This window comes from Rhodohalobacter barkolensis (genome assembly GCF_002834295.1).
GTDB classification, from domain to species: Bacteria; Bacteroidota; Rhodothermia; order Balneolales; family Balneolaceae; genus Rhodohalobacter; species Rhodohalobacter barkolensis.
The window spans coordinates 184,768-210,985 of sequence record NZ_PISP01000006.1; the positions used below are offsets into that span (position 1 = coordinate 184,768).

A 26,218-nucleotide genomic window follows, 5' to 3' on the forward strand; every position below is an offset into this window, starting at 1 on the left:
TCAGGCTAAATAATATCAAGAACGTAAAGGAGAAAGAGATGGACCTATTCGTGGATATCCTGTTATTAACATCAATCGCTTTGTTCATTGTTGGATTTTCGGGCTTCTTTATCAAATCACTCCAAATCAATGAAAAAGTCCGGTACTATTTCGTCGCGTCAATTTTAATGTTCAGTCTCTCACTGGCCATTGGTTGGGAGTCTGCTGTAACTGCATTTAATGAGGGGTACGAGGCGGGCAGGCAAGACTGCTGTGAGGAAAATGTAACAGCCGTAGATTCTGTGGAAACTGATGAACTCGACATGAGTACCGAATAACCATCTGTATTTCAAAAACACAGATTAAATTTTCTCTATAAACGCTGACAGATCCGGTGGGTGCTGTCAGGTTTATTATGGAGCCAGTCTGAATATTTTCCACTCTCCATCTTTCTTTTTATAACAAATCCGATCGTGAAGCCGGTTCAGTCGTCCCTGCCAAAATTCAATCCGGTTGGGTTTTACCCGAAATCCACCCCAGTTCTCCGGCCTTGTAATTTTTCCTCCGCTAAACTTCTTTTCCATCGCTTTTAGTTGCTTTTCCAAAGTCTTTCTGGATTCAACAGTTTCACTTTGAGATGATGCCAAAGCGCTCAACTGACTGGCAGAAGGCCGCTTGCTGAAGTATGCATCCGACTGTTCTTCAGAAACCTTCTCCGCCTGACCTTCAATGTGAATCTGCCTCATAAGCTCGGGCCAGTAAAACGTAATAGAGACCTGCGGATTCTCTAAAATCTGCCGTCCTTTCCGGCTGCCGTAGTTGGTATAGAAAACAAATCCGTTCTCATCATATCCTTTCAGCAATACGGTTCGGCTCGATGGTTTTCCATCCTGATCAGCCGTTGCCAGGATCATCGCGTTGGGATCGGTTTTAATTTTGTCGACGGCTTCATCGAACCAATCTGCAAATTGTCTAATCGGATCCTCACTGACATGTTCCTCCAAAAAGGGTTCTCCGGCATACTCACGCCGCAGCATCTCCACGGCCTGACGAGCGGCGGTCTTTGGCTTTGACACCTCATCCTTAGCCGGAATCCATCTTCTGAAAAAACTAAACATAACTTATATGAGTTATTCTGCCGGTTCAGCTTCCATCTCTTCGGAAGCTTCAACAACATCATCCAATTGAGTATCCAGATCCTCAAGTACGCCGATAATGGTTTCCACAGCCATCAGGTAAAAATCAGGATTTGTGTTTTCATAGGTGTCCGTGGGCGCGTGGTAGTGGGGATGATCCTCAACTCCAAAGTAGACAAACGGTATTCCTTTTGCGTGAAACGGCCCGTGATCGGACGACATCGTCCAGTCCTGCGGCCACTCATCAGAATCGTAACCAAACAGTACATTAATAGGGGCATCGGCAGTAGATTCTGCAATCATCGGTTTCAAAAATGGATAGTGGTAGGTGCCAACCGCGTAGAGTTCATTTTCAAAGTTATTGCTGATCATATCCATGTTTACATTCATCACTATCTGATCGAGCGGAACCACCGGATTATCAACAAAATAGCGCGCGCCGCCCAAACCCTGCTCCTCGGCATCCAGCGCGATAAAAATGATGCTGTTTTCCGGTTCTACATTTGTAAAGTGGCGAGCTGCCGCCATCAAACCGCCGGTACCCGAGGCGTTGTCATCCGCGCCGTTGTAAATCTCATCTTCCCGTACTCCAAGGTGATCGTAGTGCGCCGTTACCACAATATATCGATCCGGATTCGTACTGCCTTCCACATAGGCGATCAGGTTCACCGCATCTACAAATTCCTCTTCAGATCTCGGACTCGAATGATCAAAAAGGTGTCGGTAGCTGTCGCCAAACATTTTTAAGCCCAAATCTTCAAATCTCTCTTCGATATATTCCTGAGCCATTCGGTTACCTTCGGTATTGGTTTTGCGGCCTTCCAGCTCGTCTGAGGCAAGGTACTCCAGATCAGCCAGAACCTGCTCTGTATCTACAATAGAATACGGTTCCGGTTCTTCTTCAATCTGATTACAAGCTCCAAGAAATGCCAACAATAAAACAGGCAGTAAGTAGCGAAAATTTTGGTATGGTCTATTCATGATTTTGATCCATTTTGTGATGTATTTTCTGATATGAAAATAGGGTATTTTAACTAATATTAAGAAGGAGATTGCACTTGTAACTATATTTTGCATTGGCCGTACATTAATTCAGCATTAGAGCCTCCATTGAAAGGTTTGATCATTCAAGTTGCTCGCTTCACGAATTTCAATTGGTATGAGTTCAAATAAGAATAATCTTAAAAACAGTCTGAGAAATTCAGAGCCCGATCCTCTGGACGACTATCTGGACCGTGCAGAAAAGCGAACTTCTATTAAGCAGGAAGAGCCTGAAATACCCAAGCCCCGAAAAAACTATTTTGGCATTATCGTATTAATTGTAGTCGGGTTCTTTCTTTTGAGAGGTGTATCCGGCATCTCTTTTAATCCCATTTCCTCCATTTTTCAAACCGTAACCACCAGTCAGCCCAGCGAAGATCTTTTAAACCGAATGAACAACAGAATGGTGGAGATGGGTTACGCCGGACTGAACCATGATGATCTCCGAGATCTTCGCAGCAAGGGAGTAACAGCCACTTATATTTCAAATGTCCGGGCACTTGGGTTTACGGATTTAACATTAGATGAAGCCGTGAGCCTTGCACAAGCTGACGCATCCTCAGCGTTTATAGCGATGATGATCGAATTGGGTTACGAGCCCACTGTGGAAGATTTGGTTAACCTCAGGAGCGCCGGAGTAACCGCATTCTATACCAGTAACATACATGACCTTGGCTACCGTGATGTAACCATGGAGCAGCTCATCCGGATGCAGCGGATCGGTGTCACAACCGCTCTTATCGAACGTCTGCAGGAAGAGAACGGCGAAGACATCCCCCTGGAAGATATTATCCGATACCGGATTAGTAATCAGTAGTGAATCTTTACTGCAGTTTCTCGAACAAGTACAAAAATCGACGGTCACTTTTAAAGTGACCGTCGATTAGTTTTTAATTCATTCCAATGCAGCCTGAGCCGCAGCGAGCCTGGCCACCGGCACCCTGAATGGTGAACAGGAAACGTAGTTCAGTCCCTGCTTGTAGCAGAAAGCAACGCTTTTAGGGTCTCCTCCGTGCTCACCGCAAATTCCTACCTTTAGCTTTTCATTCTGCTCACGCCCTTTTTTCGTGGCAAGTTCTACCAGTTGTCCTACGCCTTCAATGTCCAAAACCTGGAAAGGGTCATTCTGTAAAATTCCCTCATCCAGATAGACCTTGAGAAACTTACCGGCATCATCACGACTGTAGCCAAACGTCATCTGAGTAAGATCGTTGGTGCCAAATGAAAAGAACTCAGCTTCTTTAGCGATCTTTTCCGCGACCAAAGTGGCTCTTGGTATTTCAATCATCGTACCCACCTTATATTCCACCGTTTCTTCCATCTCCTCAAATACCTCTTCAGCTACTTCATCTATTACCAGTTTCTGGCTATGAAATTCCTGAGGCGTTCCAATTAGCGGAACCATTATTTCCGGAAATACTTTCTTGCCTTCCATTTTTAGCTCAACTGCTGCTTCAATAATTGCACGGGTCTGCATTTCTGTAATAGCAGGGTACGTAATACCTAACCTGCAGCCGCGGTGGCCAAGCATTGGATTGAATTCACTGAGTGATCTTACAATTTCTGAAAATTTTTGATGATCAATTCCCAGTTCATCTGCTACCCGGGCAATTTCCTCTTTTTCATCCGGCAGGAATTCATGCAGGGGCGGATCTAGCAAGCGAATTGTAACCGGTAGTCCGTCCATCACTTCAAAAATTTCTTTGAAGTCTTTCTTCTGATACGGTAGCAGAGTCATTAACGCGTCCCGACGCTCATCGTCTGTTTCCGAAATAATCATTCGTCTCATCGCTTTAATTCGATCTTCACCGAAAAACATATGCTCTGTCCGGCAAAGGCCAATTCCCTCGGCACCGAATTCACGAGCCCGGGCTGAATCTTCAGGGCTATCAGCATTAGTTCTCACACCCATATCCCGGTATTCATCAACCCAGTTCATAAACGTGTAGTAGTCGTCATCCATCTCAGGTTTAACGACCTCTTTTTTTCCTTCAATCACGGTTCCACGAGTACCGTCAATAGAAATCCAGTCCCCCTCTTTTATGGTTTTGGTACCATTGGTAAACTGTTTCTTCTTGTAGTTTATCACGATATCCCCGCAACCTGCCACACACGGTTTGCCCCATCCCCGGGCCACAACGGCAGCGTGACTGGTCATTCCACCTCTGGATGTCAGAATTCCTTCTGCGGCAGACATTCCCCCTACATCTTCGGGGCTGGTTTCTATTCTAACCAGTATGACCGGATTTTCCTCGGAGGCAGTCTCTTCTGCCTTTTCTGAACTGAATACAACTCGGCCAACCGCAGCACCGGGTGAGGCAGGAAGACCGGTGCCCAAAATTTTACTTTTATCAACGGAATCAACATCAATTTGTGGATGAAGTAGCTGATCTAAATGAGTGGGTTCTACCAGCGACTTAACAGCTTTACGGTTGTCGATCTTACCTTCATCAACCATATCTACAGCAATTTTTACAGCTGCTTTCCCCGTTCGCTTCCCATTCCTGGTTTGCAGGATGTAGAGAGTTCCTTTCTGAATGGTAAACTCAATATCCTGCATGTTTCCATAATGCATTTCAAGACGATTGCAGTGTTCCTGCAGTTCGTCAAAAGCTTCAGGCATGGTGTTTTTAAGTTCAGTGACATCTTTAGGGGTACGGATTCCCGCAACTACATCTTCCCCTTGTGCATTTATTAAAAATTCTCCATACAGCTTATTTTCTCCGGTTGATGGATTTCTGGTAAAACATACACCGGTTGCACAATCGTTACCCATGTTGCCAAATACCATTGCCTGCACGTTAACGGCCGTTCCCAACAAACCCTCTATCTGGTTAATTTTACGATACTTCACAGCCCTGTCACTATCCCAGGAACTAAATACCGCGTTAATGGCAAACTCAAGCTGCTCAAAAGGGTCGTTGGGAAACATATGTCCGGTGGCTTTCCGGTATACAGCTTTATACCGCTCAACAAGTTCTTTTAAATCTTCCGTATCAAGACCAGTATCCTCCTCAACTCCTTTTTCATCTTTGAGTTTTTCAATAGCTCTTTCAAACTTTTCATGAGCTATTCCCATTACCACGCCACCAAACATATCGATGAATCTCCGGTAACTGTCGTAAGCAAAACGCTCGTTATCCGTATGACGGGATAGCGCTTCCACACTTTTATCGTTTAATCCTAAATTGAGCACCGTATCCATCATGCCCGGCATTGAGGTAGCCGCACCCGATCGAACCGAAAGCAGCAACGGATGCTCCGAGTCCCCGAGATGTGTTCCCATAATCTCTTCGATAAACTTCACACCTCTTTTTATCTGCTTTTTTAAACCCCTGGGCCATTTACCATCATGTGTAGAATAATAGTGGCAGGCTTCTGTAGAAATGGTAAATCCGGCCGGAACCGGTAACCCTATGCTAGACATCTCCGCTAAGTTTGCCCCCTTTCCACCCAGTAACTGTTTCATTGAGCGGTCCCCATCCGCACTTCCTGATCCAAATGTATAGATTTGTGCTCCTTTTGCCTCTACTTCCATGTAATCCTCCGATTGTTATGTTTACTAGATATGCGTCCCTTTTCTTTCTATCTATATTACATAAAATTTTCTACCTATCAATCAACTTACAGTGTAAATATGTGGAATATGTGAACACCACTCTGATTGAAAGTACCGGCTGCAACTCTTTTTGGTTAGCTCTCTCGGGCTGACTATTTTCCTGTTGATCAACTTAATTTTGAATCTTTGATTCTCTCTGCATGAAATTTAAAATGCCTCACACGCTAACGCTGCTTTTCTTTTTGATGGTAGCAGCATTAGTTGCTACGTGGATAATACCCCAGGGACAGTTCGACACTCAAATTGTAAACGACCGTGAGGTTGTTATTCCTGGTACTTTTCAAACTGCTGAGGACGGAGAGTTTTTAGGCCCCATTACTCTATTCACCGCAATACCGCGGGCTTTTGCAGCTGCACAGGATATTATCTTTTTCCTCTTCATCATTGGCGGTGTTCTGGCGGTGATCCGTAAAACCGGTGCTATTGATGCACTTCTTGGGCGTTTACTCGAACGCCTGGGTGGGCGACCGGGTACCTTAATCTTCATCACTGTATTTGTTTTTGCCCTGGCATCCAGCGCAATGGGCGCTTCGGCAGAGTATATTCCGTTTGTTCTCATTCTGGCAGCCCTTTGCCGAACCATGAATATGGATACAATGACGGCCGTTGGAATTATTGTGGCAGGGTATGGCATTGGTTATGGTGCAGCAGCATTTAATCAATACACAGTTGTAGTGGCACAAGGAGTTGCTGACCTTCCTACTTACTCCGGATGGCAGGTTCGTATGGGCATACTTCTGCCTTTTGTGATGATAGGCGCCCACCATGTTTACAGTTATTCACGAAAGGTTCAAAATGATCCGAATAAAAGTTTGATGACAGGAGTTGCACCGCCTGAATCAGGTGCCTCACCAAAGGAATATCCAAAACTTTCCACATCGCACGTTGCTATTCTTTTTTCATTTATACTGGCCCTGGGTATTGCGGTTTGGGGTATCGCCACCCGTGGATGGTACCTCACTGAACTTGGAGCTGCTTTTGTGATTCTTGGAGTAGTAACGGCAATTATTGGAAAAATCGGGCCGAGCCTGATGGCTCAGGAGTTTGTAAAAGGAGCCAAGGATCTAACCGAAACAGCACTGCTTGTAGGTGTTGCCCGAGGAATTGCCTTGATCATGGAAGATGGTGAAATTCTTCACACGATTGTAAACGCACTGTCTGTCCCCCTCTCAAGTGTAGGACCCGAGCTTTCTGCAGTTGGAATGATGATTATGCAGACCATTCTGAATCTGTTCGTCCCTTCAGGGAGCGGGCAGGCTTTTGTAACCATGCCTTTGATGGCACCGCTGAGCGATCTGCTCGGAGTATCCCGACAGATTGCCGTTCAGGCATTTCTGTTTGGCGATGGTTTTGCAAATATGATTGTGCCTACCAATGCTGTATTGATGGGAATTCTTGGGATGGCCGGTGTTCCTTACGATCGCTGGTTCCGTTTCTGCCTTCCGCTGCTTGGCAAGCTGCTCGCGTTTGCCGCAGTCTGCATGGTGGCTATGGTGATGTTAGGTTACTCTTGATCAGTCTACCTTTGCCACCGTCACACGGATGCCTTTTTTTTCAAGATCATTGATGATGGATGACGGTGTGCCTTCATCGGTAATGATGTGCTGTATCCTGTCGATCGTACAAATTCGTCCAAATCCACGTTTTCCAAATTTTGTATGATCTGCCAGTACCACCGTGTATTGAGAAATATCTATAAACTTCTGATTGAGGCTGGCCTCCATCAAGTTTGTTGTTGTTAGCCCATATTCCAGATCCACCCCATCCACTCCAAGAAATAGTATTCCACATGTGATACTGCTTAAAAAGTGTTCTGCATAAGGTCCCACAACCGAGTTGGAACTTGGCCGTAGCTGCCCGCCGAGCTGTGTAATATCAATATTATCTCTTCCAGAAAGCATCAGTGAAACATCAAGAGAAGACGTAATCACATTAAGACGATTTGTAGAATAGATTTCCCCGGCTAATGCAGATACAGTTGTACCCGATGCCAGGATAATTGAATCATTATCGCCTATCAGTTTTACAGCTTCCTTCGCAATAGATTCTTTCTCTTTAGCCTGAACCTTCGCTTTTTCCGAAACCGGCCGGTCGCTGGTGTATGGATTTGATACCGTTGCCCCTCCGTGAGTCCTGAATAGCAGATTCTTGTCCTCCAATAGGCGTAGATCTTTACGGATCGTTACTTCAGAAACGGAAAGTTCATCACTCAACTCTTGAACGTTAACCCTTCCTTCCTCTTTCAGTTTATTTAAAATTATTTCGTGGCGTTCTGAAATATTCATTTTACGCTTTCATTTTTTGTTTTAAGATACAAACTGGACTTTTTTTCACAAAATTCTACTCAAATCGAAACAATATGAAATACCTGAACCTCAATAACTAAGACCGTATTTTATCAACCATAGCTTAAAAGCCCAAATACATGCAATATGAATATTTGAGAGTTTCATTTGAGTTTCATTTACTTTTGTTTTATAATATTACCAGAGCATAACGAAACATTTAGTTCATTAACCCATACAATTATGAACAGAGCTGAAAAAATTACTAAAATAGAGAAGAATCCTGAAAAGGTTTGGGATGTGATCATCATCGGAGGAGGAGCTACAGGATTAGGTGTTGCTTTGGATGCTGTATCAAGAGGACTCAATACGCTGCTGGTAGAACAGTCTGATTTTACGAAAGGAACATCCAGCAGAAGCACCAAGCTTGTACACGGGGGGGTTCGGTATTTAGCCCAGGGTAATATCGATTTGGTAAGAGAAGCGCTTCGGGAGAGAGGACTGCTTCAAAAGAACGCGCCTCATCTTGTGCAGAACGAAGTCTTTGTAATTCCGAACTACACACGATTCAACAAGCTTTTCTACACCGTCGGATTAAAGATGTATGATCTGCTATCCGGCAAGCTGAGTCTTGGTAAATCAAAGGGAATCTCTAAAAAACAGACAATTTCCAGAATTCCGACCATCAATCAAAAAGGTTTAAAAGGCGGAGTTGTTTACCACGACGGCCAGTTTGACGATTCACGCCTTGCTATCAATGTAGCTCAAACAGCTATTGAACAGGGCGCGGATGTATTCAACTACTTTGAAGTGAACGGACTTCTGAAAAACGGTGAAGAAATAACCGGAGTCAAGGCTATTGATAAGGAGAGTGGCAAAGAGTACAATTTCAAAGGGAAAGCGGTAATAAATGCAACCGGTGTATTTGTGGATGAGATCATGGAGATGGATCAGCCCGATCACAAAAAGACTATTCGTCCCAGCCAGGGAGTTCACCTTGTTTTGGATAAAGAATTTATGCCGGGCAAAGATGCCATAATGATTCCTAAAACTGACGACGGCCGGGTTCTGTTTGCCGTTCCATGGCACGATAAAGTTGTAGTTGGAACAACGGATACTCCCCTGGACGAGCACAGTCTGGAACCAACCGCCCTCGAAGAAGAGATTGAATTTATACTTACCACCGCCAAAAAATATCTGAGTAAAGCTCCTACACGCAAAGATGTGAAAAGTGTGTTTGCGGGCTTGCGACCCCTCGCGGCTCCCAAAGGAGATTCCGACAAAACAAAGGAGATCTCCAGAAGCCACAAAATAATCGTTTCTGAATCAGGACTGATTACCATTACAGGCGGCAAGTGGACCACTTTCAGGAAGATGGGAGAAGATACAGTTGATAAAGCTGTGAAAGTCCGTCAACTGAAAGGAAATGAAAGCCGGACAGAAGAGATGCAAATTCATGGATACGTAGAAAATGTTGACTTCCGGGATCCACTCTACTTTTACGGATCAGACAAAGCAGGTATAGAATCCCTTTTCGAAGAAAATCCGGACTGGAGCAAACCCATTCACGAAAATTATCCATATTTAAAAGCTCAGGTCATCTGGGCTGTACGACACGAAATGGCCCGAACCGTGGAAGACTTTCTTGCACGAAGAGTACGGGTACTGTTTTTAGATGCACGCGCTGCCATTGAGATGGCCGAAACGGTAGCCGGCTTAATGCAACGGGAGTTTGGCAAAGACGACTCCTGGGCTAAAGAACAGACCGAATCTTTCATTGAACTTGCCAATCGCTACTTATTGGAAGAGTACAAACCAGCACAAACAATTTAACCAATAACCAATACAACAGAACCCATGGAACAATACATCTTATCACTGGATCAGGGGACTACAAGCTCCCGCGCAATCGTCTTTAACAAGCAAGGCGCTATCGTATCAACGGCTCAAAAAGAGTTCAGACAAATTTATCCCAAGCCGGGCTGGGTAGAGCATGACGCTCAGGAAATATGGTCAACTCAGGCGGGTACTGCAGCCGAGGCGGTCGCTTCTGCCGGCATTAACGGAAAAGCGCTTTCAGGTATCGGAATCACCAATCAGCGGGAAACTACAGTGGTTTGGGACAGAGAATCCGGCCAGCCGGTTTACAACGCCATTGTATGGCAGGATCGCCGAACATCAGACTATTGTGATCAGCTAAAAGAAGATGGACATGCTGAAATGATTCAGGATAAAACCGGACTCGTTATCGATGCCTATTTCTCCGGCACAAAAGTGAAATGGATTCTGGACAATGTTGAGGGAGCCCGGGAAAAAGCAGAAAATGGAGAATTGGCATTCGGTACGATCGACTCGTGGCTGATCTGGAATTTTACACAGGGCGAACTGCACATCACTGATGTAACAAATGCTTCCCGAACACTGCTATTCAATATCAACACCATGGATTGGGATGATGAAATTCTTGAACTGATGGACATCCCTAAAAGCATGCTGCCGGAGGTAAGACAGTCGAGTGAAGTATATGGAAATACAAAGACCACTCTGTTTGCGAGTAAGGTGCCGATTGCAGGGATAGCCGGAGATCAGCAGTCTGCCCTGTTCGGACAGATGTGTACAGAAAAAGGCATGGTGAAAAACACATACGGCACGGGTTGCTTTATGCTGATGAATATTGGCGACAAACCGATTAAATCAGAAAATAACCTGCTTACCACCGTTGCCTGGAAAGTGAACGGCAAAACAACGTATGCACTGGAAGGATCCGTATTTATTGCAGGAGCCGTAGTTCAGTGGCTGCGTGATGAGATGAGCATTATCCAGGAATCGAAGGATATCGAATATTTTGCCGGAAAAGTTGAGGACTCCGACGGTGTTTACCTCGTGCCCGCTTTTGCCGGGCTTGGCGCTCCTTATTGGAATCAACATGCGCGGGGTACTATGGTTGGAATTACCCGTGGAACCAACCGTGCCCACATTGCACGAGCAGCCCAGGATTCCATTGCCTACCAGGTAACCGATCTGCTAACCGCCATGAATGCCGACTCAGGCATTGATATCAAAGAACTTCGGGTGGATGGCGGTGCAACTGTAAACAACACCTTAATGCAGTTCCAGAGTGACCTGTTGGAAGTACCGGTTATTCGACCAAAAATCACCGAAACAACGGCATTGGGCGCGGCATATCTCGCCGGACTTGCCGTTGGATACTGGGATGATATTGAGGAGATCCGTCAACAGTGGCAAGTTGATGAAAAGTTTGAACCAAAAATGGATCAAGCCAAAGTTAAGGAACTGACCAACGGTTGGAAACGAGCTGTGAAAGCGGCCATCGCATGGGCTGACAATAAATAAGTAACCACAAAGCAGCAGGTAAAAAAATGCCTGCTGCACACTATTAAAACTAAGATTAACTAAACGGAGAAGTTTATTATGAGTCCATATATAGCTGAAATTGTTGGAACAGCTATCCTGATGCTGCTTGGTAACGGCGTAGTTGCCAATGTGCTTCTTAAAGATAGTAAAGGAAACGGAGGCGGTTGGATTACAATCACCTGGGGTTGGGGAATTGCCGTATTTACCGCAGTGTATGTTGTCGGTCAATACAGTGGAGCCCACATTAACCCTGCCGTAACACTTGGATTGGCGTTTGGCGGACTTTTCGACTGGGTGCAAGTTCCATTCTACATTGGTGCCCAGATTCTTGGAGCTGCCATTGGGTCACTGCTCGTTTGGCTGGCCTATAAAGATCACTTTGCAAAAGAAGAAAATGCCGATTTAATTCTTGCAAGTCACAGTACGGCGCCGGCTATCCGAAAGTATCCCAGTAACGTAATGACTGAGGCCATTGGCACACTCATGTTGGTATTTGGCGTCTTTTACCTTGCATCGCCCGGTTTTATCGATGCTAACGGAGAATTTCTAGAAACAATAGTCATTGATGGAGCGGAAGTTGGTTTTGGGCTCGGTTCACTCTCAGCACTCCCGGTCGGTTTACTTGTACTTGGAATAGGTCTTTCTTTGGGCGGACCCACAGGCTATGCAATCAATCCTGCACGTGATCTTGGACCGAGAATTATGCACGCTATTCTTCCCATCCCGGGAAAACGAGACAGCGACTGGGCGTACTCATGGGTACCGATTGTTGGGCCAGTTATTGGAGCCGCATTAGCCGCAGGACTTTTCCTGATTCTCTGATCAAGTTAAAAAAGAGTGCGGACGAAAGGCATGCACGCCAATCATCCGCACCAACATCCCATTAATCTTTATCAACCATCGTGCGGTTCTCCAGTTGAGATCGGTAACCGCCTGATGAAATTACAATTAACAGGATTACTATATCATGAAACTTAAGAAACTTTACCTCACCACTCTACTATCCATTGGGCTTCTTACAGGCTTTTTAGCAATCTCTTCGCCTCTTCATGCGCAAAATGTAAGCTATGAAACAGACGAGAACTGGCAGTTTGATGTGACAGGACAACTTCCGGTCTTCATCAATTTATCTAATCACGACTCGTATAACAGCGACGGCAGCGATCAGTTCTCAACCCGGATCATGTCGGGATTTAACCCCGGAAATATCACCTTTAACATCTCCGCTCCTGAAATGGATGGCCTTTCCGTAAAAGCGATATTTCAGATCAACCATCACCTTCAGGGTGCCAGTATCCAAAACGACGGACTATTTGAAGGAAGGATCGCGGATATTGAAATCTCCGGTGATTTTGGTACGGTAAATATGGGGAAAGGATTTGGCATTTTTAACAGCAGCTCCATCGGTGATGCAGGCAGCGGCATGGGTATTGGCCGTTTTGGCGGACCGGATGCAGCCAACGCTACTCTTGGCCGAATTGGTTCGGGATACACCTATGCAAACTTCAATCCAAGGGTAACTTACACCACGCCGGATTTTGGAGGATTTACATTAAAAGCCGGGCTGATCAATCCTGAAAAACCTGACGGACCGTCTGACCAGGTTACTACGACTACTCCGCGATTGGAAGCGCAAGCCAACTACCTGATCTCTTTTGATTCCGGATCTATCGATTTATGGGCCGGAGGAATGACTCAAAACGTGGATGTTGTCAGCCAAAATTTTGATTACAACATTTCGGGTTGGGATTTGGGTACAAGAATGAACGCCGGAGGTTTGACACTTACCGGAGCCTATTCCGAAACGAAAGGCGTTGGGGCTGACGGTTTGATCGGATTAAGCCTGACGGGCTCGGCATTGGATCAGGCGGATGTTGAGGCTTCGCAGTGGTACACCGAAGCGACCTATACAGCAGGTGATTTCACATTAGGCGCCAGTTATGGAGAAGGAGCTCAGGATGCCAACACCACCGAAATAGGCAGCTCTCCGGATATTACCAATCAACTGTTAATGGTGTTCACAAGGTATAAATTAACCGATCAGCTCACGCTCATTGGTGAAGTTCAAAACTTCGAATCAGATGCACAAGCCAACTACCAGGCATTGATTGCCGGTATGCAGTTCAACTTCTGAATTTTATTCTCTACTCTATTCTATTCTTTCAAAAAGTCCCCGCCTTTTTAAGGAGGGGATTTAGGGGTGGTTGGTCATAGCATAAAGCAATCTATTGAATATCTCTCTTTCTCTCCGCGGACGACTGAAACTTTTTATAGAAAATTACTATGCTATTCTATTTAATTTTTTTAAATGACCAAAAAAAAGGGCCCCGAAAGTGTTCGGGGAAAGGGGTGTCCCATTCCGGAAACTGTATAATCAAAGCTACGGAAGTACCATGAGTTTACCGTACAATTCCGCGTTTCCGTGGCAATTCAGAAATGAACCAATTTTACAGTAATCAGAGTTCAACTCTTGACTGTTCAATATTGAGGCTACTCTGCGAAAATCCGCGACATCATCTGCGCAACTCTGCGAGAAAATTGCTCTTCTTGAGATCAAAAAATGATACCTCCACGGTATATTATACCGAATAACACACTCCGATTCATTCGGGCAAATTGATATCCTAACCCTCTTCTGAGCTACTCCGCCTCTACACTGCTTTTCATTTAAAGCAACGCCCTCTAATCGGCGGTGATTATTGTACTGTCTGATACCCCGGGTTTAGCTGCGCGGAACCCGGAGCTACGTTCTGGCGCTCTTTCAGACCTTTAAACCCATTTTAACAAATCATTTAACTTATACCGCTGTAAATCAAACTCAAATAAATAGATCAGACTGAAAGATGATTTCTACAAAGATATTCTCTACTTTCGTCAGAGTTAATTTCTTGTTAGTCATCACCCTAAACAAAACATACTGATCAAATGTCCATCTTTTTCTGGATTGTTCTTCTCTATCTCGCCCTTCTGATGGGAATCTCTGTATACAAAAGTCGCGCCGTTAAAAGTCAGGAAGACTTTATGGTAGCCGGCCGTTCGGTTCCAACCTACAAACTGGTTGGTACGCTGCTTTGTACCTGGATCGGATCAGGAAGTCTGCTGGCAGGAGCAGGACTCGCCGCAAGAGTAGGACTATCCGAACTATGGATGGCAGCCGGTGCCTGGATTGGAATCATCATTGTTTTCTTTCTGGCCGCCCGAGTGCGCCGGATTGCTCAGTTTACCGTCCCCGATATTCTTGAACTTCGATACAACAAATATGCACGGATTCTGGGCACCATAGTCATTGTTATTGCATATACAACTATCGTGGGGTATCAGTTCCGCGGAGGTGGATTTGTACTGAACCTCGTGGCTGATATTCCTGAATGGCAGGGAGTGCTGCTTACGGCCGGATTTATCATCACCTTTACAGCTTTTGCCGGAATGCTCTCCATTGTTTCCGTGGATATTATTAATGGTGCCGTGATTACAGCAGCTGTGATTTTTGCTGTTCCTTTGGTATACAGCAACCTGGGAGGCGGGGAGTATATCACTGCAAATCTTGATCCTAGCTTTTTTACCGTTTTTGGTGAGTACAACTTTCTCTGGGCAATGGGCGTGTTCTTCCCCACATTTCTCCTGCTAATGGGGGAATCGAATATGTATCAAAAGTTCTTTTCTGCAAGGGATGAAAAATCGGCCAAATCCGCGGTGGTTTGGTGGGTTTCCGGAACCATCATTGTGGAAACCGCGATCGCCTCACTGGCTATCCTGGCGTTCAGTCACTTTAACTCGCTGGATCCGTCGAGCGCCTTCTTTCTGGGTGTGGAACAGAGCGAGCGTGTCATTCTTCACGCAGCCAGATACGGAACCGAAATTGGAATTCCGCTTGCAGGCGGTCTCCTGTTAATCTGTGCTGCCGTGGCGATTATTACCTCCACTGGCAACAGTTTTCTACTGGCTCCATCCACAAACCTGACCCGCGATATTTACCAGCGATTCATCAATCCGGGAGCCAATGAAAAACGAATTATTACGTTTCAGCGCGTGATGGTTCTCGTTTTAGGAATTTGTGCTTACCTGCTGCTCACTCAATTCCGAACTATTCTGGATATGGCCTTTACCGCTTACACGATGGTTGGCGCCGGTCTGACTCCCGCGCTGTTAGCTGCTTTTCTCTGGAAACGGGTCACCACTGCAGGCGGAGTTGCGTCCATCGCAACCGGAATGGGAGCTACGCTGATTATCACCGTGATCAACTCCGTACTTCCGGAGCCGCTGATACCGTTCGATTACATCGTTCTGCCCGCAGCCGGACTTTCGATTACCGTGTTGATTGTAGTTTCTTTGATGACCCCGCCCGATCCCAAAGAGAAGTGGGAGAAGTTCTACGAAAAAGATGTGGAGCTGAGCGACGCGATTGATGAGTTTAAGGAGTGATAAGATTCTTAAAACCTGAGTTATCTAACGAAGTGTTGATTTTCCCCCTCCTGTGTAAGGAGGGGCAAGGGGAGGTAGTCTTGGTTTCTTGACTTCACTTAAAGCCCAATGAAATGAGACACTTCTTTATTTCAGTAAATATTGAAGCTAAAATTGCGTCGGTGAAAGCTTATGAGCTAAGAGAACTAATTAGATCGACCTCAGATTTTGGACTCTCAACTTAAATCAACGGTGCATTTTCCAACCACCCCTGTTTCCCCTCCTTATCTAAGGAGGGGATTTTTCCTGGCAAAATCACCGAATACATTTCCAATTCAGAGGAGCTTTAGATACTCCCAATGAACATTACTCCTCAAAAATCAGCGCTTCGGGATCGGCACCGAGATCTTTCAGTGATTTCATCATTGCGTCGTTGAACGGACCCGGTCCGCAAACATAAAATTCCTGATCAAAATCATCGATCTGTGAATCCAGAAAATCCTTGTCTATAAATCCATCCAGAAAGATGTGATCCTCTGTCGGCTCATCCGTAATCACGTTCACAAACTGATCACCCAGAATTTTCTGAAACTCCTCTTTCAGGATGATGTCTTTATCGGATTTGTTTGAAAAAATCAGCTTATTATTTCCATTTTCACCCTTTTTATGCAGATCCCGAAAAATAGCGATGAACGGTGTAACTCCGGCTCCACCGGCCAAGAAAACACCTTCTCCGTTATATTCAATGGTTCCCCATGGATCATCGATGATCAGCGAATCACCGACCTCGAGTTTGCCAATTTGTTCGGTAACGCCATCGTGATCCGGATAAATTTTTATGACAAATTCGAGATACAGATCTGAGTTGAGAGAGGTAAAGGTAAACGGACGCTTTTCATCTCTCCAGCCCTTTTTATCGATCGCGACTTCCGTAGCCTGACCCGGAGTAAATGTATAATCGTCCGGTTTTTCAAAACGTATCTGTCGTACGTCGTGAGTTACGCTTTGAATGTCTGTGATTTTGAGTGTATGTCCCATGATATAAATGCTTTTTATTCTATTTACTCATAGTACAATTTGGATGGAGAGTTCATTCGATTTTGCTGTTCAACCAGAAAAGAATCCCAATGCATTTAGTATTAATTTCAGGATCAACTACTTCAGCTCATACTCAAAATCATACTCATGCTTTCCATCCTCGATATTAATGGCCATGCTGCCGGACAATCCCTGCAGCTCTCCGGTGCCCGAGTCGGGGACAACCTCCAGGATGAGTCTCTCGGCACCTCTCTCCATCGTTCCGAAATGCTGCAGTACAAAGCTGCCTGTTTTACCGGATAAACTGCCGGAAACCTGTTCGATCGCCACGTATCCTGCCGATCCCTTTATCGGAGTCATGGCGCTCAGCATCTCACCCTTGCTGGTGGCCTCAAGCTTTCCATGGAATGTTTTGTCTAAAGACATCCGGTTGAGCTGAACACCGTGTTCCCCTTTTGCATATCCCTCAATGGGATTCAACTTTACGTCAAAACTTCCGGTGATTTTCATGGTCTTATAGATTTGTTTCCGATTTAAATTGCTGCTATGTGTGAATTTTCCCTCTTACATCCATTCGATTATACCTAATAATGGATGGATTTGGAAGGAGATCTAGAGACTCAGCTATGGATTTAAGTTTATCAATGAATAGAATTCATTACCCAGTGAGGAAATCAGTATTTTCATCGGTAAGAAAGTCCTCTTTTTAACTCAACCCTTTAACATGCCTACTGCTCTCACACGCCACGTAAGCCCCCGGTTAGTTGATTGTGAACTGACTCATCTTGAAAGAGAACCGATCGATTTCACAAAAGCCCAACAGCAGCACCTTCTTTACGAGCAAGCCCTGGAAAAAATGGGGTACACCATTCGAAGGCTGCCCGCTGCACCTGATCTGCCGGATGGAGTATTTGTGGAGGATGCGGCCGTTGTTTTTGATGAGGTGGGTATTATTACAAGGCCCGGGGCAGATTCGCGAAAACCTGAGACAGAATCAATGGCTGAGGTTCTGAAGGAGTACCGGGAACTTCATTTCATTGAAGAGCCTGGAAACCTGGATGGAGGCGATGTACTGGTGCTGGGAAAAAATGTATACATCGGAATATCAGAACGCACCAACAGGGCAGCGATTCAGCAGTTCAGCGATATTCTCAAACCTTTTGGATATCACGTAATAGGCATTGAGGTTACAAACTGCCTTCATTTAAAGACGGCCATTTCACCACTTGAGGACAACCTGTTATTGATAAATCCTGACTGGGTTGACGGAAAAATTTTTGATGGCTATCAAACCGTAACCGTTCACCCTGACGAACCGTTCGGTGCCAATGTGATGAGACGGGGAAATTGGGCACTATGTCCGGAAGCTTTTTCCCGAACCGCTGATCTTCTTGCAAGCAAAGGATATGATGTTATCACGGTGGATCAATCAGAAATGGCGAAAGCTGAAGCCGGACTGACCTGCTGCAGTGTGATTGTGGAGTAAAACTCTGTTCCTGATTTCAACGCGTTTCTTTGGTGCTGAGTAAACCGAAAGTTCATGCAGAATGTCTGCGATACTCAGCGGAATCATCTGCGTAACTCTGCGAGAAAAAAAGATCACAAGTTTCGACTTGAATTAAAACTACCGTAAATGAATAAAAAATTAGGTCTCCAATTCATTACCTCAGAAACATTCTTCAACCTCAGTTCGACATAATAACTTGGAAAAAGTCTCCACTCCTTCGAAAGGAGGGGTTGGGGGTGGTTTTCTTTCATTGCGAAGCATTTATGGTTAGAAACTTGGAATCAGACTTGTTTTAAACCTCCCCTAAATCCCCTCCTTGGAAAAGGAGGGGACTTTTCATATCCAAATTCAAAGTTTTTATCTCGAACTCACATTATTTGCACTGCTTTTCAGATGATATTTCACAGCTGAATCCACTTGCCACCATTCCTTGAAGATTCCATAATTGCTTCAACCACACGAATATCTGCAAGGCCATCTTCACCCGGCACGATGGGAGATTTGTTCTCTTTAATGGCTCGCGCCTCGTTATCCATTTGACGAGCCTGTTGGTGTCCGGGATCTGCCTCAAGTACCGTTCCGCTGCTTGTTTCTCCCTCCACACCGCTATAGCTTTGAAATGGCCGAAGCCTGTACCACCCGTTTTCGGCGTCAATATCAAGATAGTTCATTGACTTACCGAAGCTCGTTTCGCAGTGCGATCTCAAATCCCCCGGAAATCTTAATTCAAACTCTGTAAACTCATCCACATCACTGTACATCTCTTCCCGTTCCGACCATTGCCGGCCCCTCACGGCAACAGGTTCAAGACCGGAAGAGTAGCGGGACGCATTGATCGAGTACACTCCCATATCATACAGAGCACCACCTCCCAGTTCTGACCTGACCCTCCAATTGGTTGGATCAGGATATGAGCCCCTGTAGCCGGCACCACTTTTGATTTCTGTAACTGCACCATAAGTTTCTTCCCTGCCATACCTGATGATGGTTTGTGTATTCGGCTCATGCTGCATCCGATGACCTATCGATAAATGAACGCCGTTTTGATTTGCTGCGTCAATAATCGCCCGGCATTCCTCAACATTTTTTGCCATCGGTTTTTCACACCACACATGCTTACCCGCCTCAGCTCCGGCAATTGCATCCCGGGCATGTATTGCAGGAGGTGTTACAATATAAACCACATCAATATCATCATTATTGGCTATGTCAGGGAGTGTTTCATAGCTGTACACATTCCGATCAGGGATGCCATATCTTTCCTGCCAGACCGGAATTTTTTCAGGTGAACCTGTTACAATTCCTCTCAGCTCACAATGTTCTGTAAGCTGCAAACCGGGTGCAAGCCTGCTACTGCTATATCCTCCCAAGCCAACAAGTGCTACACCAAGCTTTTTATCACGCCGAGGTAAAATGATAGAGGGAAACCCAGCTGATACAAGTGCAGCTGCCGATCCGGCTCTCTTGATAAAATCTCTACGGGATATTTGATTCTTCATAAAAAGCTTATTCGTTCAAAAATGACTGTCTTCTCAACACAATTACGCTTAACTGTAATAACTAACAATACAAAACTTCTTCAGAATCGATTAAATAAAATATTAGTTAACCTATATCGTGAATAAACCACTATTTGTTCACTAACCCACATCTTGTATATTTCTGAATAACAGGATGTAACGGTGGCCTGATAAAACTAACTTATCCTTCTTCTTATGACAACTATCATAATCTTACTAGTTATTTTAGTCATTCTCATAGCTTGGTCTGTGAGTATCTACAATAAACTCGTTGCACTTCGCAACCGGTTCAAAAATGCCTTTGCCCAGATTGATGTTCAGTTAAAAAGGCGGTATGACCTGATCCCAAATCTTGTTGAAATTGCCAAGTCTTACATGGAGCACGAGCGGGAAACCCTGGAGGCTGTGATACAAGCCAGAAACCAGGCTCAGCAGGCAGAAAAACAAGCTGCTGCCCAGCCGGATGATCCTAATGCCATGAAAAATCTGATGGGAGCTGAACAGACACTCACAGGTTCGCTGGGTAAACTTTTTGCACTTTCAGAGAATTATCCAGACTTAAAAGCCAATCAGAATATGATGCAGCTGTCTGAAGAGCTCTCATCAACAGAGAACAAGATTGCTTTTGCGCGACAGGCTTTCAATGATTCTGTAATGAACTACAATACTTACCGCGAGCAGTTTCCCAACACGATTTTTGCAGGTATGTTTGGTTTTAATCAAGCTCAGGAATTCATCATTGAAGATGAGGCTGAAAGAGAAGCTCCAAAAGTATCATTCAATTAACCCATACGGTTTTACAGATTTTTTCTGTTTTCAATTTGTCTAAATAACTCAATTGAATGGTAACCTTTAACGTACACTGATGGATTTTTTTGAAGCTCAGGATCAGGCCAAGCGAAAAACCGGAAAGCTCATATTCTTCTATCTGCTGGCCGTAATAGGAATTATTCTATCGATATACGTTGTAACTGTTTTTCTATATCGATGGCAGCTTGCCGGGTTTTCCGACACAAGCTGGATCAATCCGGCCTGGTTTATAGTCGTTTCAGCTATTGTTCTGCTTACCATCACTACCGGAACACTATACCGGGTAGCACAACTTAGAAAAGGGGGATCTTCGGTTGCGCAGCTTTTGGGAGGGAGACAAGTGGAATCATCCACAAAAGATGCCGATGAACGCCGCTTGATGAATATCGTAGAGGAGATGTCCATCGCTTCCGGGTTGCCGGTTCCTGAAGTATACATTCTCGACAAGGAAGAGAATATTAATGCTTTTGCTGCAGGTTTTGGGACAAATGACGCCGCAGTGGGAGTAACCCGGGGCGCCCTTGAACAGCTTACCCGGGACGAACTACAGGGGGTAATCGCGCATGAATTCAGTCACATTTTCAACGGTGATATGCGCCTGAATATCCGGCTGATCGGCATTCTGAACGGTATTTTAGTCATTCACATCATGGGAATGCTGCTAATGCGCAGTGTGATGTATTCCAGAGGTGGACGGACAAGAAGCAGCAGCAATGGCAAGGGAAGCGGAAACATTACGATCGTTATTTTAGTGATGGGCCTTTCGCTCATTATCATAGGATATATCGGAATGATTTTTGGCAGAATGATCCAGTCTGCCATTTCTCGACAACGTGAATATCTGGCCGATGCCGCCGCCGTTCAATATACCCGCAATCCGGATGGCCTTGCCGGCGCCCTCACCAAAATTGGTTTGAAATCAAAAGGGGCGGAAATCAATGACGGTCACGCCATGGAGATGAGCCATCTTTTTTTCGCGAGTAGTTTTCACTCAGCTCTTGATAAGCTTTATTCAACACACCCACCTATCGAAAAACGAATAAAAGCAATAAAGCCGTCTATGAACCCTGAGGATCTCAGGCGCCAGGAAAAAATGAAACAGAAGTTTCAGGAACAGCATGTGTCAGGAAAAAAAGGGGAGCCGTCAACAGGTGGTTTTGCAGGTCATGCAGCACTTAGCCCTGAAGTTATTCTCGGCGCAATTGGAGTACTTGATGGAAATCATGTAGAAAATGCGGGGAATTTGTTAAATGAAATATCCGATGACCTCAAAAAGGCAGCCCACGAACCATTGGAAGCGGAAGCATTAATGTTTGCTTTACTTTTCGCAACATCGCATCAAAAGCTTCCCGATTGGTTTAATGAAAATGTCGATCAAACTATTTCTGAGACCACAAAACAACTTTTAGCTGAGCTCTCGGAGGCCCCTCGCGAATGGTTTTTACCTCTTGCCGAAATATCCCTTCCCATACTTCGCCAATTGAGTAAAGAACAGTATCAATCGTTCAGATCCGTTTTAGAGTCTATAATTAAAAAGTCTGATCAGGAGAATCTGTTTGCCTTTGCGATTGAAAAATTACTCCTTCGTCAGCTCGACACCGCATTCTCGAGCCGAAAAGAGCCTGAGATACGCCATCATCATTTTAAGACATTGGGTCATGAGATGTCCGTGATGCTCTCGGCACTTTCATATCTTTCAGACGAGGATCCTGAATCTGCGTGGAAAGCGGGGTTAAAACCGATTGAAAATCTTCTACCGCCAGATGCCTCACTTTTAAGTAAAGAAGAGTGTACGATTGAAAAACTCGATCAAGCTCTTGATGAACTTGCGGCCTCTTCGAACCCTGTTAAAAAATATATTTTGAGGGCGATTATTCACTGCATCTATTCAGATAAAATTTTATCCCTCGAAGAAAAAGAACTGACACGAGCAATTTCAGAAGCATTGGATTGCCCCATCCCGATGGGGGCTTTCGGGTGAGTTTACTTTAAATGATTATAAGCGTGAGTTCGACATAAGAATCATTAATATGATTCTCCCCTCCTGCCTGCCCTCGAAATCTCGGGGTGTAAGGAGGGGGCTTTTTCAAGGCCTTTACATTCATTTTACATCGAACTCACGTTAAATTATCGATATCTGAGACTAATATTAGCTCAGCAGGTCATCCCCCTCGGCTCTTACGAACCTCTTGCCCCCTTCGAAGGGGGACACTAGCCTCTATCGGGGAGCACACGTTAAATACGTAAATACTTCCCCAACCAATTAATCGTGTACGATTGCAGTGCCCCGATATTCATCCTCCAGATGCAGGGGTCGTGGAAATGAAATAATAAATGCATCTGATAGCCTGTCTACTGCAATTTCATGAGCTGTTTGTGCATCTTCAAATTGAGTAAATGTGCCGATCAACACCTCATAGAACCTGCCTCGTTTAATTACAAACACAATCTCTTCAGGGTTTTCAAATTCATCCCCCAGCAATTCGTGAAAGATCTCCTTCACACGGTTTGATGCTTCATAATTCGTAGCAGCAAATACCTGAACGTAGTGTCCGGCCGGGACTTCACTCTTCAGCTCCTGCTCTCGTTCCTGTGCAGACTCTGCAACTGAAACTTCAAGATTGTCGAGCCTGTACTCGAGCGTATCAATTCTGGATTCCAATATTTTTGTAAACTCCTCCAGCCGTTCAATTTTTTCCTGACTATTCCTTTCAGATTCATTTACTTGCTCTTCAATCTCAATCATCTTAGCACGCTGAGCTTCTATCTCCTGACTTGCCGTCTTGAAATCCTCCGTACTTTGGATAAAGTCAGCATACTCATCATCTGTTAGGCGTTTAACAGCCGGCGATAGATTAAGTGGTTTAGCATCACCACGGCCAAAGTTGATGCGAATTCCTCCGGTTGCCATTCCTACCTGATCGAAAGGGAATCCCCGTCGTTCATTATCCAGTCCGTTGGAAGCCATTTTTACTTCAAACTGTGAAAAAACATCGACAGAGTTTGTAATACTGAACGCCACTCCCAACCCACCGAGGATAGCTGACTCAACTCCACTAGCATCTTCGTTACCTAGCTCGTACTTAAAGAAGTCCTGTTCAAATCCTAAAATCAGATAGGGGTTTAACCACTCAGAAATTTGGTTGCGCCGGTAGAGTCTGTTGAAGTTGAACGTATTTTTTAAATATGCAGAATGAATAACCGTTTCAAATCCTCCTTCACCAACACCTTTGATGGTATTATAACGGTAACCCAGCTCTGCCGACCAGAATGGAGAAATGGCATACTGAACACCCCCGCCAAAATTGTAGGTTGTTTCAGTAAACGTATTGTAATTACTGCCAAAGATCTGATTATCATCATCCGGATAGCCAAGAGTTGCTCCACCATAAAGTGAAAGGCTTACTCTCCTGTAGTCGTTACTATCCTGTGCCATTACACCTGGTACAAAAAGAAGAAGTGATAAAATCACACCCAAACAGCATCTCATCTCTGTGTTAGTCATTTTATTCCAATAGCTAATTTTACTATCCTTTATTAAATATTTGAATCTCAATCAAATAGAGATTCTTCCCCAAAAGTATATTTTCATATTATTGTACTTATAAATTAATGCAGAGAACCTATTTTTCATATTTGGTTTTCTTAACAACACCGTTTTAAGCTTAAATTGTTTTAACCCATGGAGAACATTCAGAAGAATATCAAAGCCCCACACGGAACGAAGCTAAGCTGCAAGGGATGGCACCAGGAAGCGGCCATGCGTATGCTGATGAACAACCTGGATCCGGATGTTGCCGAGCGGCCGGACGAGATGATTGTTTATGGAGGCGGAGGGAAAGCCGCACGAAACTGGGAGAGCTATCACCAAATTATTAAAACACTGAAACGGCTTGAAAATGATGAGACACTGCTGATTCAAAGTGGTAAGCCGGTCGGAGTTTTTCGCACGCATGAAGAGGCTCCCCGGGTGCTGCTTGCCAACTCTCACCTGGTCCCGCGATGGGCCACATGGGAAGAGTTTCGCAAGCTTGACAAAATGGGGCTTACCATGTACGGACAGATGACGGCCGGATCGTGGATTTACATCGGCTCGCAGGGAATTGTACAAGGTACCTATGAAACTTTTGCCGAGTGTGCCCGGCAGCATTTTGACGGATCGCTGAAAGGAAAATTGGTTGTCACAGCCGGACTTGGCGGAATGGGCGGGGCTCAGCCGCTTGCCGCCACTATGAACGGAGCCGCTTTTCTGGGAATTGAGGTGGACGAGAGCCGGATCGATATGCGTATCAAAACGGGCTACTGCGATGTAAAATGCACCGATCTGGATGACGCTTTGGATAAGGTGATGAATGCCAAGGCCGATGGAAAGGCACTGTCTGTAGGATTAGTGGGAAATGTGGCAGAAGTTCTTCCCGAACTGATGCACAAAGGTGTGATTCCGGATGTATTGACCGACCAAACTTCCGCTCACGACCTCCGGCTTGGATATATCCCCGCCGGCTACACTCTCGAGCAAGCTGCCGAAAAACGCGAAACTGATCCTGAAGCATATGAAAACGATGTTCTGGATTCGATGGTGGCCCACGTTCAAACCATGCTCGACATGCAAAAGCGCGGAGCCGTCACATTCGATTATGGAAATAACCTGCGGGGTCAGGTGGCTGATCACCGCGGCATGAAAGAAGCCTTCGATTTCCCGGGATTTGTGCCGGCCTATATTCGTCCGCTCTTTTGCAAGGGATCCGGGCCGTTCCGCTGGGCAGCCCTCTCCGGTGATCCCGAAGATATTGCTATCACAGATAAAGCCATTCTCGAAACCTTCCCTGAAAAAGAGGCTCTGCATCGATGGATACGCGAGGCGCAGGAGAAAATCCACTTCCAGGGTTTGCCTTCTCGAATCTGCTGGCTGGAATATGGCGAGCGGGCTGAAATGGGAGAGAAGTTCAATTGGCTGGTCAAAAAAGGGAAGGTCAAGGCGCCAATTGTCATTGGCCGCGATCATCTCGATACCGGTTCGGTTGCCTCACCAAATAGGGAAACCGAGGCGATGAAAGACGGCTCGGATGCCATTGCCGACTGGCCGCTACTCAACGCTATGCTTAACACGGCCAGCGGAGCGAGCTGGGTGAGTCTGCATCACGGGGGTGGAGTCGGTATTGGATATTCCATTCACGCGGGAATGGTATGCGTTGCCGACGGTACGGAAATGGCCGACCGCAGACTGCGCCGGGTTCTCACTAACGATCCCGGATCCGGGGTGATGCGTCACGCTGATGCCGGGTACGAACTGGCTCAGGATGTAGCCAAAGAACGAGGTGTTGACCTGCCCGGAATTACAGATTAACCTGTACCCTGAGTCGCCTGACTCGGGGATTTAGTCTAATTTCACACACCAAATCGTATTCAGTTAACCGAATATTATATCTCCTAACGAAGTCCATAGGTGAATCTTCAACATTTCCATGTATTGGGTCAACGGACGAATCTTTTCCACTAAGCTTTCG

Annotated in this window: 20 protein-coding genes; 12 read left to right on the plus strand and 8 right to left on the minus strand. The window is 45.3% G+C overall.

Translation table 11 applies throughout. The features are described 5' to 3' along the window. Positions 1–50: 50 nt before the first annotated feature. Positions 51–317 carry a hypothetical protein gene (locus CWD77_RS15500; RefSeq protein WP_133120246.1) on the plus strand — a complete coding sequence of 89 codons (267 nt, stop codon included), beginning with the start codon at positions 51–53 and terminating at the stop codon, positions 315–317. Between the two features lie 75 nt (positions 318–392). Here the strand turns inward: CWD77_RS15500 and pdxH are convergent, their stop codons facing one another. Beyond that, entirely contained in the window at positions 393–1,097 is a 705-nt protein-coding gene (pdxH, locus tag CWD77_RS14275) for a pyridoxamine 5'-phosphate oxidase (protein WP_240596835.1), read from the minus strand. 12 nt (positions 1,098–1,109) lie between these two features. Further along, entirely contained in the window at positions 1,110–2,096 is a 987-nt protein-coding gene (locus CWD77_RS14280; RefSeq protein ID WP_101074268.1) for a M28 family peptidase, read from the minus strand. A gap of 178 nt (positions 2,097–2,274) precedes the next feature. Between CWD77_RS14280 and CWD77_RS14285 the strand changes: the two genes are divergently transcribed. Continuing rightward, a complete protein-coding gene (locus CWD77_RS14285) occupies positions 2,275–2,973 on the plus strand; it encodes a hypothetical protein (RefSeq protein ID WP_101074270.1) in 699 nt (232 codons plus the stop codon). 78 nt (positions 2,974–3,051) lie between these two features. Here the strand turns inward: CWD77_RS14285 and ppdK are convergent, their stop codons facing one another. After that, positions 3,052–5,694: a pyruvate, phosphate dikinase gene (gene ppdK, locus CWD77_RS14290; protein ID WP_101074272.1), complete on the minus strand. Its 2,643-nt coding sequence runs from the start codon at positions 5,692–5,694 to the stop codon at positions 3,052–3,054. A gap of 221 nt (positions 5,695–5,915) precedes the next feature. Between ppdK and CWD77_RS14295 the strand changes: the two genes are divergently transcribed. Further along, complete coding sequence (locus tag CWD77_RS14295; RefSeq protein WP_101074274.1) at positions 5,916–7,289, plus strand: YfcC family protein; 1,374 nt, start codon at positions 5,916–5,918, stop codon at positions 7,287–7,289. Here CWD77_RS14295 and CWD77_RS14300 read toward each other — a convergent pair whose 3' ends face one another. Continuing rightward, on the minus strand, positions 7,290–8,060 hold the full coding sequence (locus CWD77_RS14300) for a DeoR/GlpR family DNA-binding transcription regulator (protein WP_101074276.1): 771 nt from the start codon (positions 8,058–8,060) through the stop codon (positions 7,290–7,292). Positions 8,061–8,303: 243 nt separating this feature from the next. Here CWD77_RS14300 and CWD77_RS14305 point away from each other — a divergent pair, with 243 nt between their 5' ends. The 5 genes from CWD77_RS14305 (at position 8,304) to CWD77_RS14325 (ending at position 15,857) form a co-directional block, all read left to right on the plus strand. After that, positions 8,304–9,893: a glycerol-3-phosphate dehydrogenase/oxidase gene (locus tag CWD77_RS14305; RefSeq protein WP_101074278.1), complete on the plus strand. Its 1,590-nt coding sequence runs from the start codon at positions 8,304–8,306 to the stop codon at positions 9,891–9,893. A 24-nt stretch (positions 9,894–9,917) separates the two neighbouring features. Then, the gene (gene glpK / locus CWD77_RS14310; protein WP_101074279.1) at positions 9,918–11,414 is read left to right on the plus strand and encodes a glycerol kinase GlpK; all 1,497 of its coding nucleotides are present in this window, start codon (positions 9,918–9,920) and stop codon (positions 11,412–11,414) included. A gap of 78 nt (positions 11,415–11,492) precedes the next feature. Further along, the gene (locus CWD77_RS14315) at positions 11,493–12,257 is read left to right on the plus strand and encodes an MIP/aquaporin family protein (RefSeq protein ID WP_101074280.1); all 765 of its coding nucleotides are present in this window, start codon (positions 11,493–11,495) and stop codon (positions 12,255–12,257) included. Positions 12,258–12,402: 145 nt separating this feature from the next. Continuing rightward, the gene (locus CWD77_RS14320) at positions 12,403–13,569 is read left to right on the plus strand and encodes a porin (protein ID WP_101074281.1); all 1,167 of its coding nucleotides are present in this window, start codon (positions 12,403–12,405) and stop codon (positions 13,567–13,569) included. 791 nt (positions 13,570–14,360) lie between these two features. After that, positions 14,361–15,857, plus strand: coding sequence for a sodium:solute symporter family protein (locus CWD77_RS14325; protein ID WP_101074282.1), 1,497 nt, complete (start codon positions 14,361–14,363; stop codon positions 15,855–15,857). 345 nt (positions 15,858–16,202) lie between these two features. On the opposite strand, the gene CWD77_RS14330 is transcribed toward CWD77_RS14325, so the two are convergent. Together CWD77_RS14330 and CWD77_RS14335 are read right to left on the minus strand one after the other, a co-directional pair. Continuing rightward, positions 16,203–16,874: an FAD-binding oxidoreductase gene (locus CWD77_RS14330; protein ID WP_101074283.1), complete on the minus strand. Its 672-nt coding sequence runs from the start codon at positions 16,872–16,874 to the stop codon at positions 16,203–16,205. A gap of 117 nt (positions 16,875–16,991) precedes the next feature. Further along, positions 16,992–17,384, minus strand: a complete 393-nt coding sequence (locus CWD77_RS14335; RefSeq protein ID WP_101074284.1) for a DUF3224 domain-containing protein — start codon at positions 17,382–17,384, stop codon at positions 16,992–16,994. Positions 17,385–17,598: 214 nt separating this feature from the next. On the opposite strand from CWD77_RS14335, the gene CWD77_RS14340 reads away from it, so the two are divergent. Then, a complete protein-coding gene (locus CWD77_RS14340; protein ID WP_101074285.1) occupies positions 17,599–18,360 on the plus strand; it encodes a dimethylarginine dimethylaminohydrolase family protein in 762 nt (253 codons plus the stop codon). Positions 18,361–18,782: 422 nt separating this feature from the next. Here the strand turns inward: CWD77_RS14340 and CWD77_RS14345 are convergent, their stop codons facing one another. Further along, entirely contained in the window at positions 18,783–19,880 is a 1,098-nt protein-coding gene (locus CWD77_RS14345; RefSeq protein WP_101074286.1) for a Gfo/Idh/MocA family protein, read from the minus strand. Positions 19,881–20,096: 216 nt separating this feature from the next. Between CWD77_RS14345 and CWD77_RS14350 the strand changes: the two genes are divergently transcribed. Together CWD77_RS14350 and CWD77_RS14355 are read left to right on the plus strand one after the other, a co-directional pair. Then, complete coding sequence (locus CWD77_RS14350) at positions 20,097–20,687, plus strand: LemA family protein (RefSeq protein ID WP_101074287.1); 591 nt, start codon at positions 20,097–20,099, stop codon at positions 20,685–20,687. Positions 20,688–20,766: 79 nt separating this feature from the next. Further along, positions 20,767–22,692 carry a M48 family metallopeptidase gene (locus CWD77_RS14355; RefSeq protein WP_101074288.1) on the plus strand — a complete coding sequence of 642 codons (1,926 nt, stop codon included), beginning with the start codon at positions 20,767–20,769 and terminating at the stop codon, positions 22,690–22,692. Positions 22,693–22,974: 282 nt separating this feature from the next. On the opposite strand, the gene CWD77_RS14360 is transcribed toward CWD77_RS14355, so the two are convergent. Beyond that, complete coding sequence (locus CWD77_RS14360; protein ID WP_101074289.1) at positions 22,975–24,216, minus strand: outer membrane beta-barrel protein; 1,242 nt, start codon at positions 24,214–24,216, stop codon at positions 22,975–22,977. A gap of 177 nt (positions 24,217–24,393) precedes the next feature. Between CWD77_RS14360 and hutU the strand changes: the two genes are divergently transcribed. Beyond that, positions 24,394–26,058: a urocanate hydratase gene (gene hutU, locus CWD77_RS14365; RefSeq protein ID WP_101074290.1), complete on the plus strand. Its 1,665-nt coding sequence runs from the start codon at positions 24,394–24,396 to the stop codon at positions 26,056–26,058. The last annotated feature ends 160 nt before the right edge of the window (positions 26,059–26,218 follow it).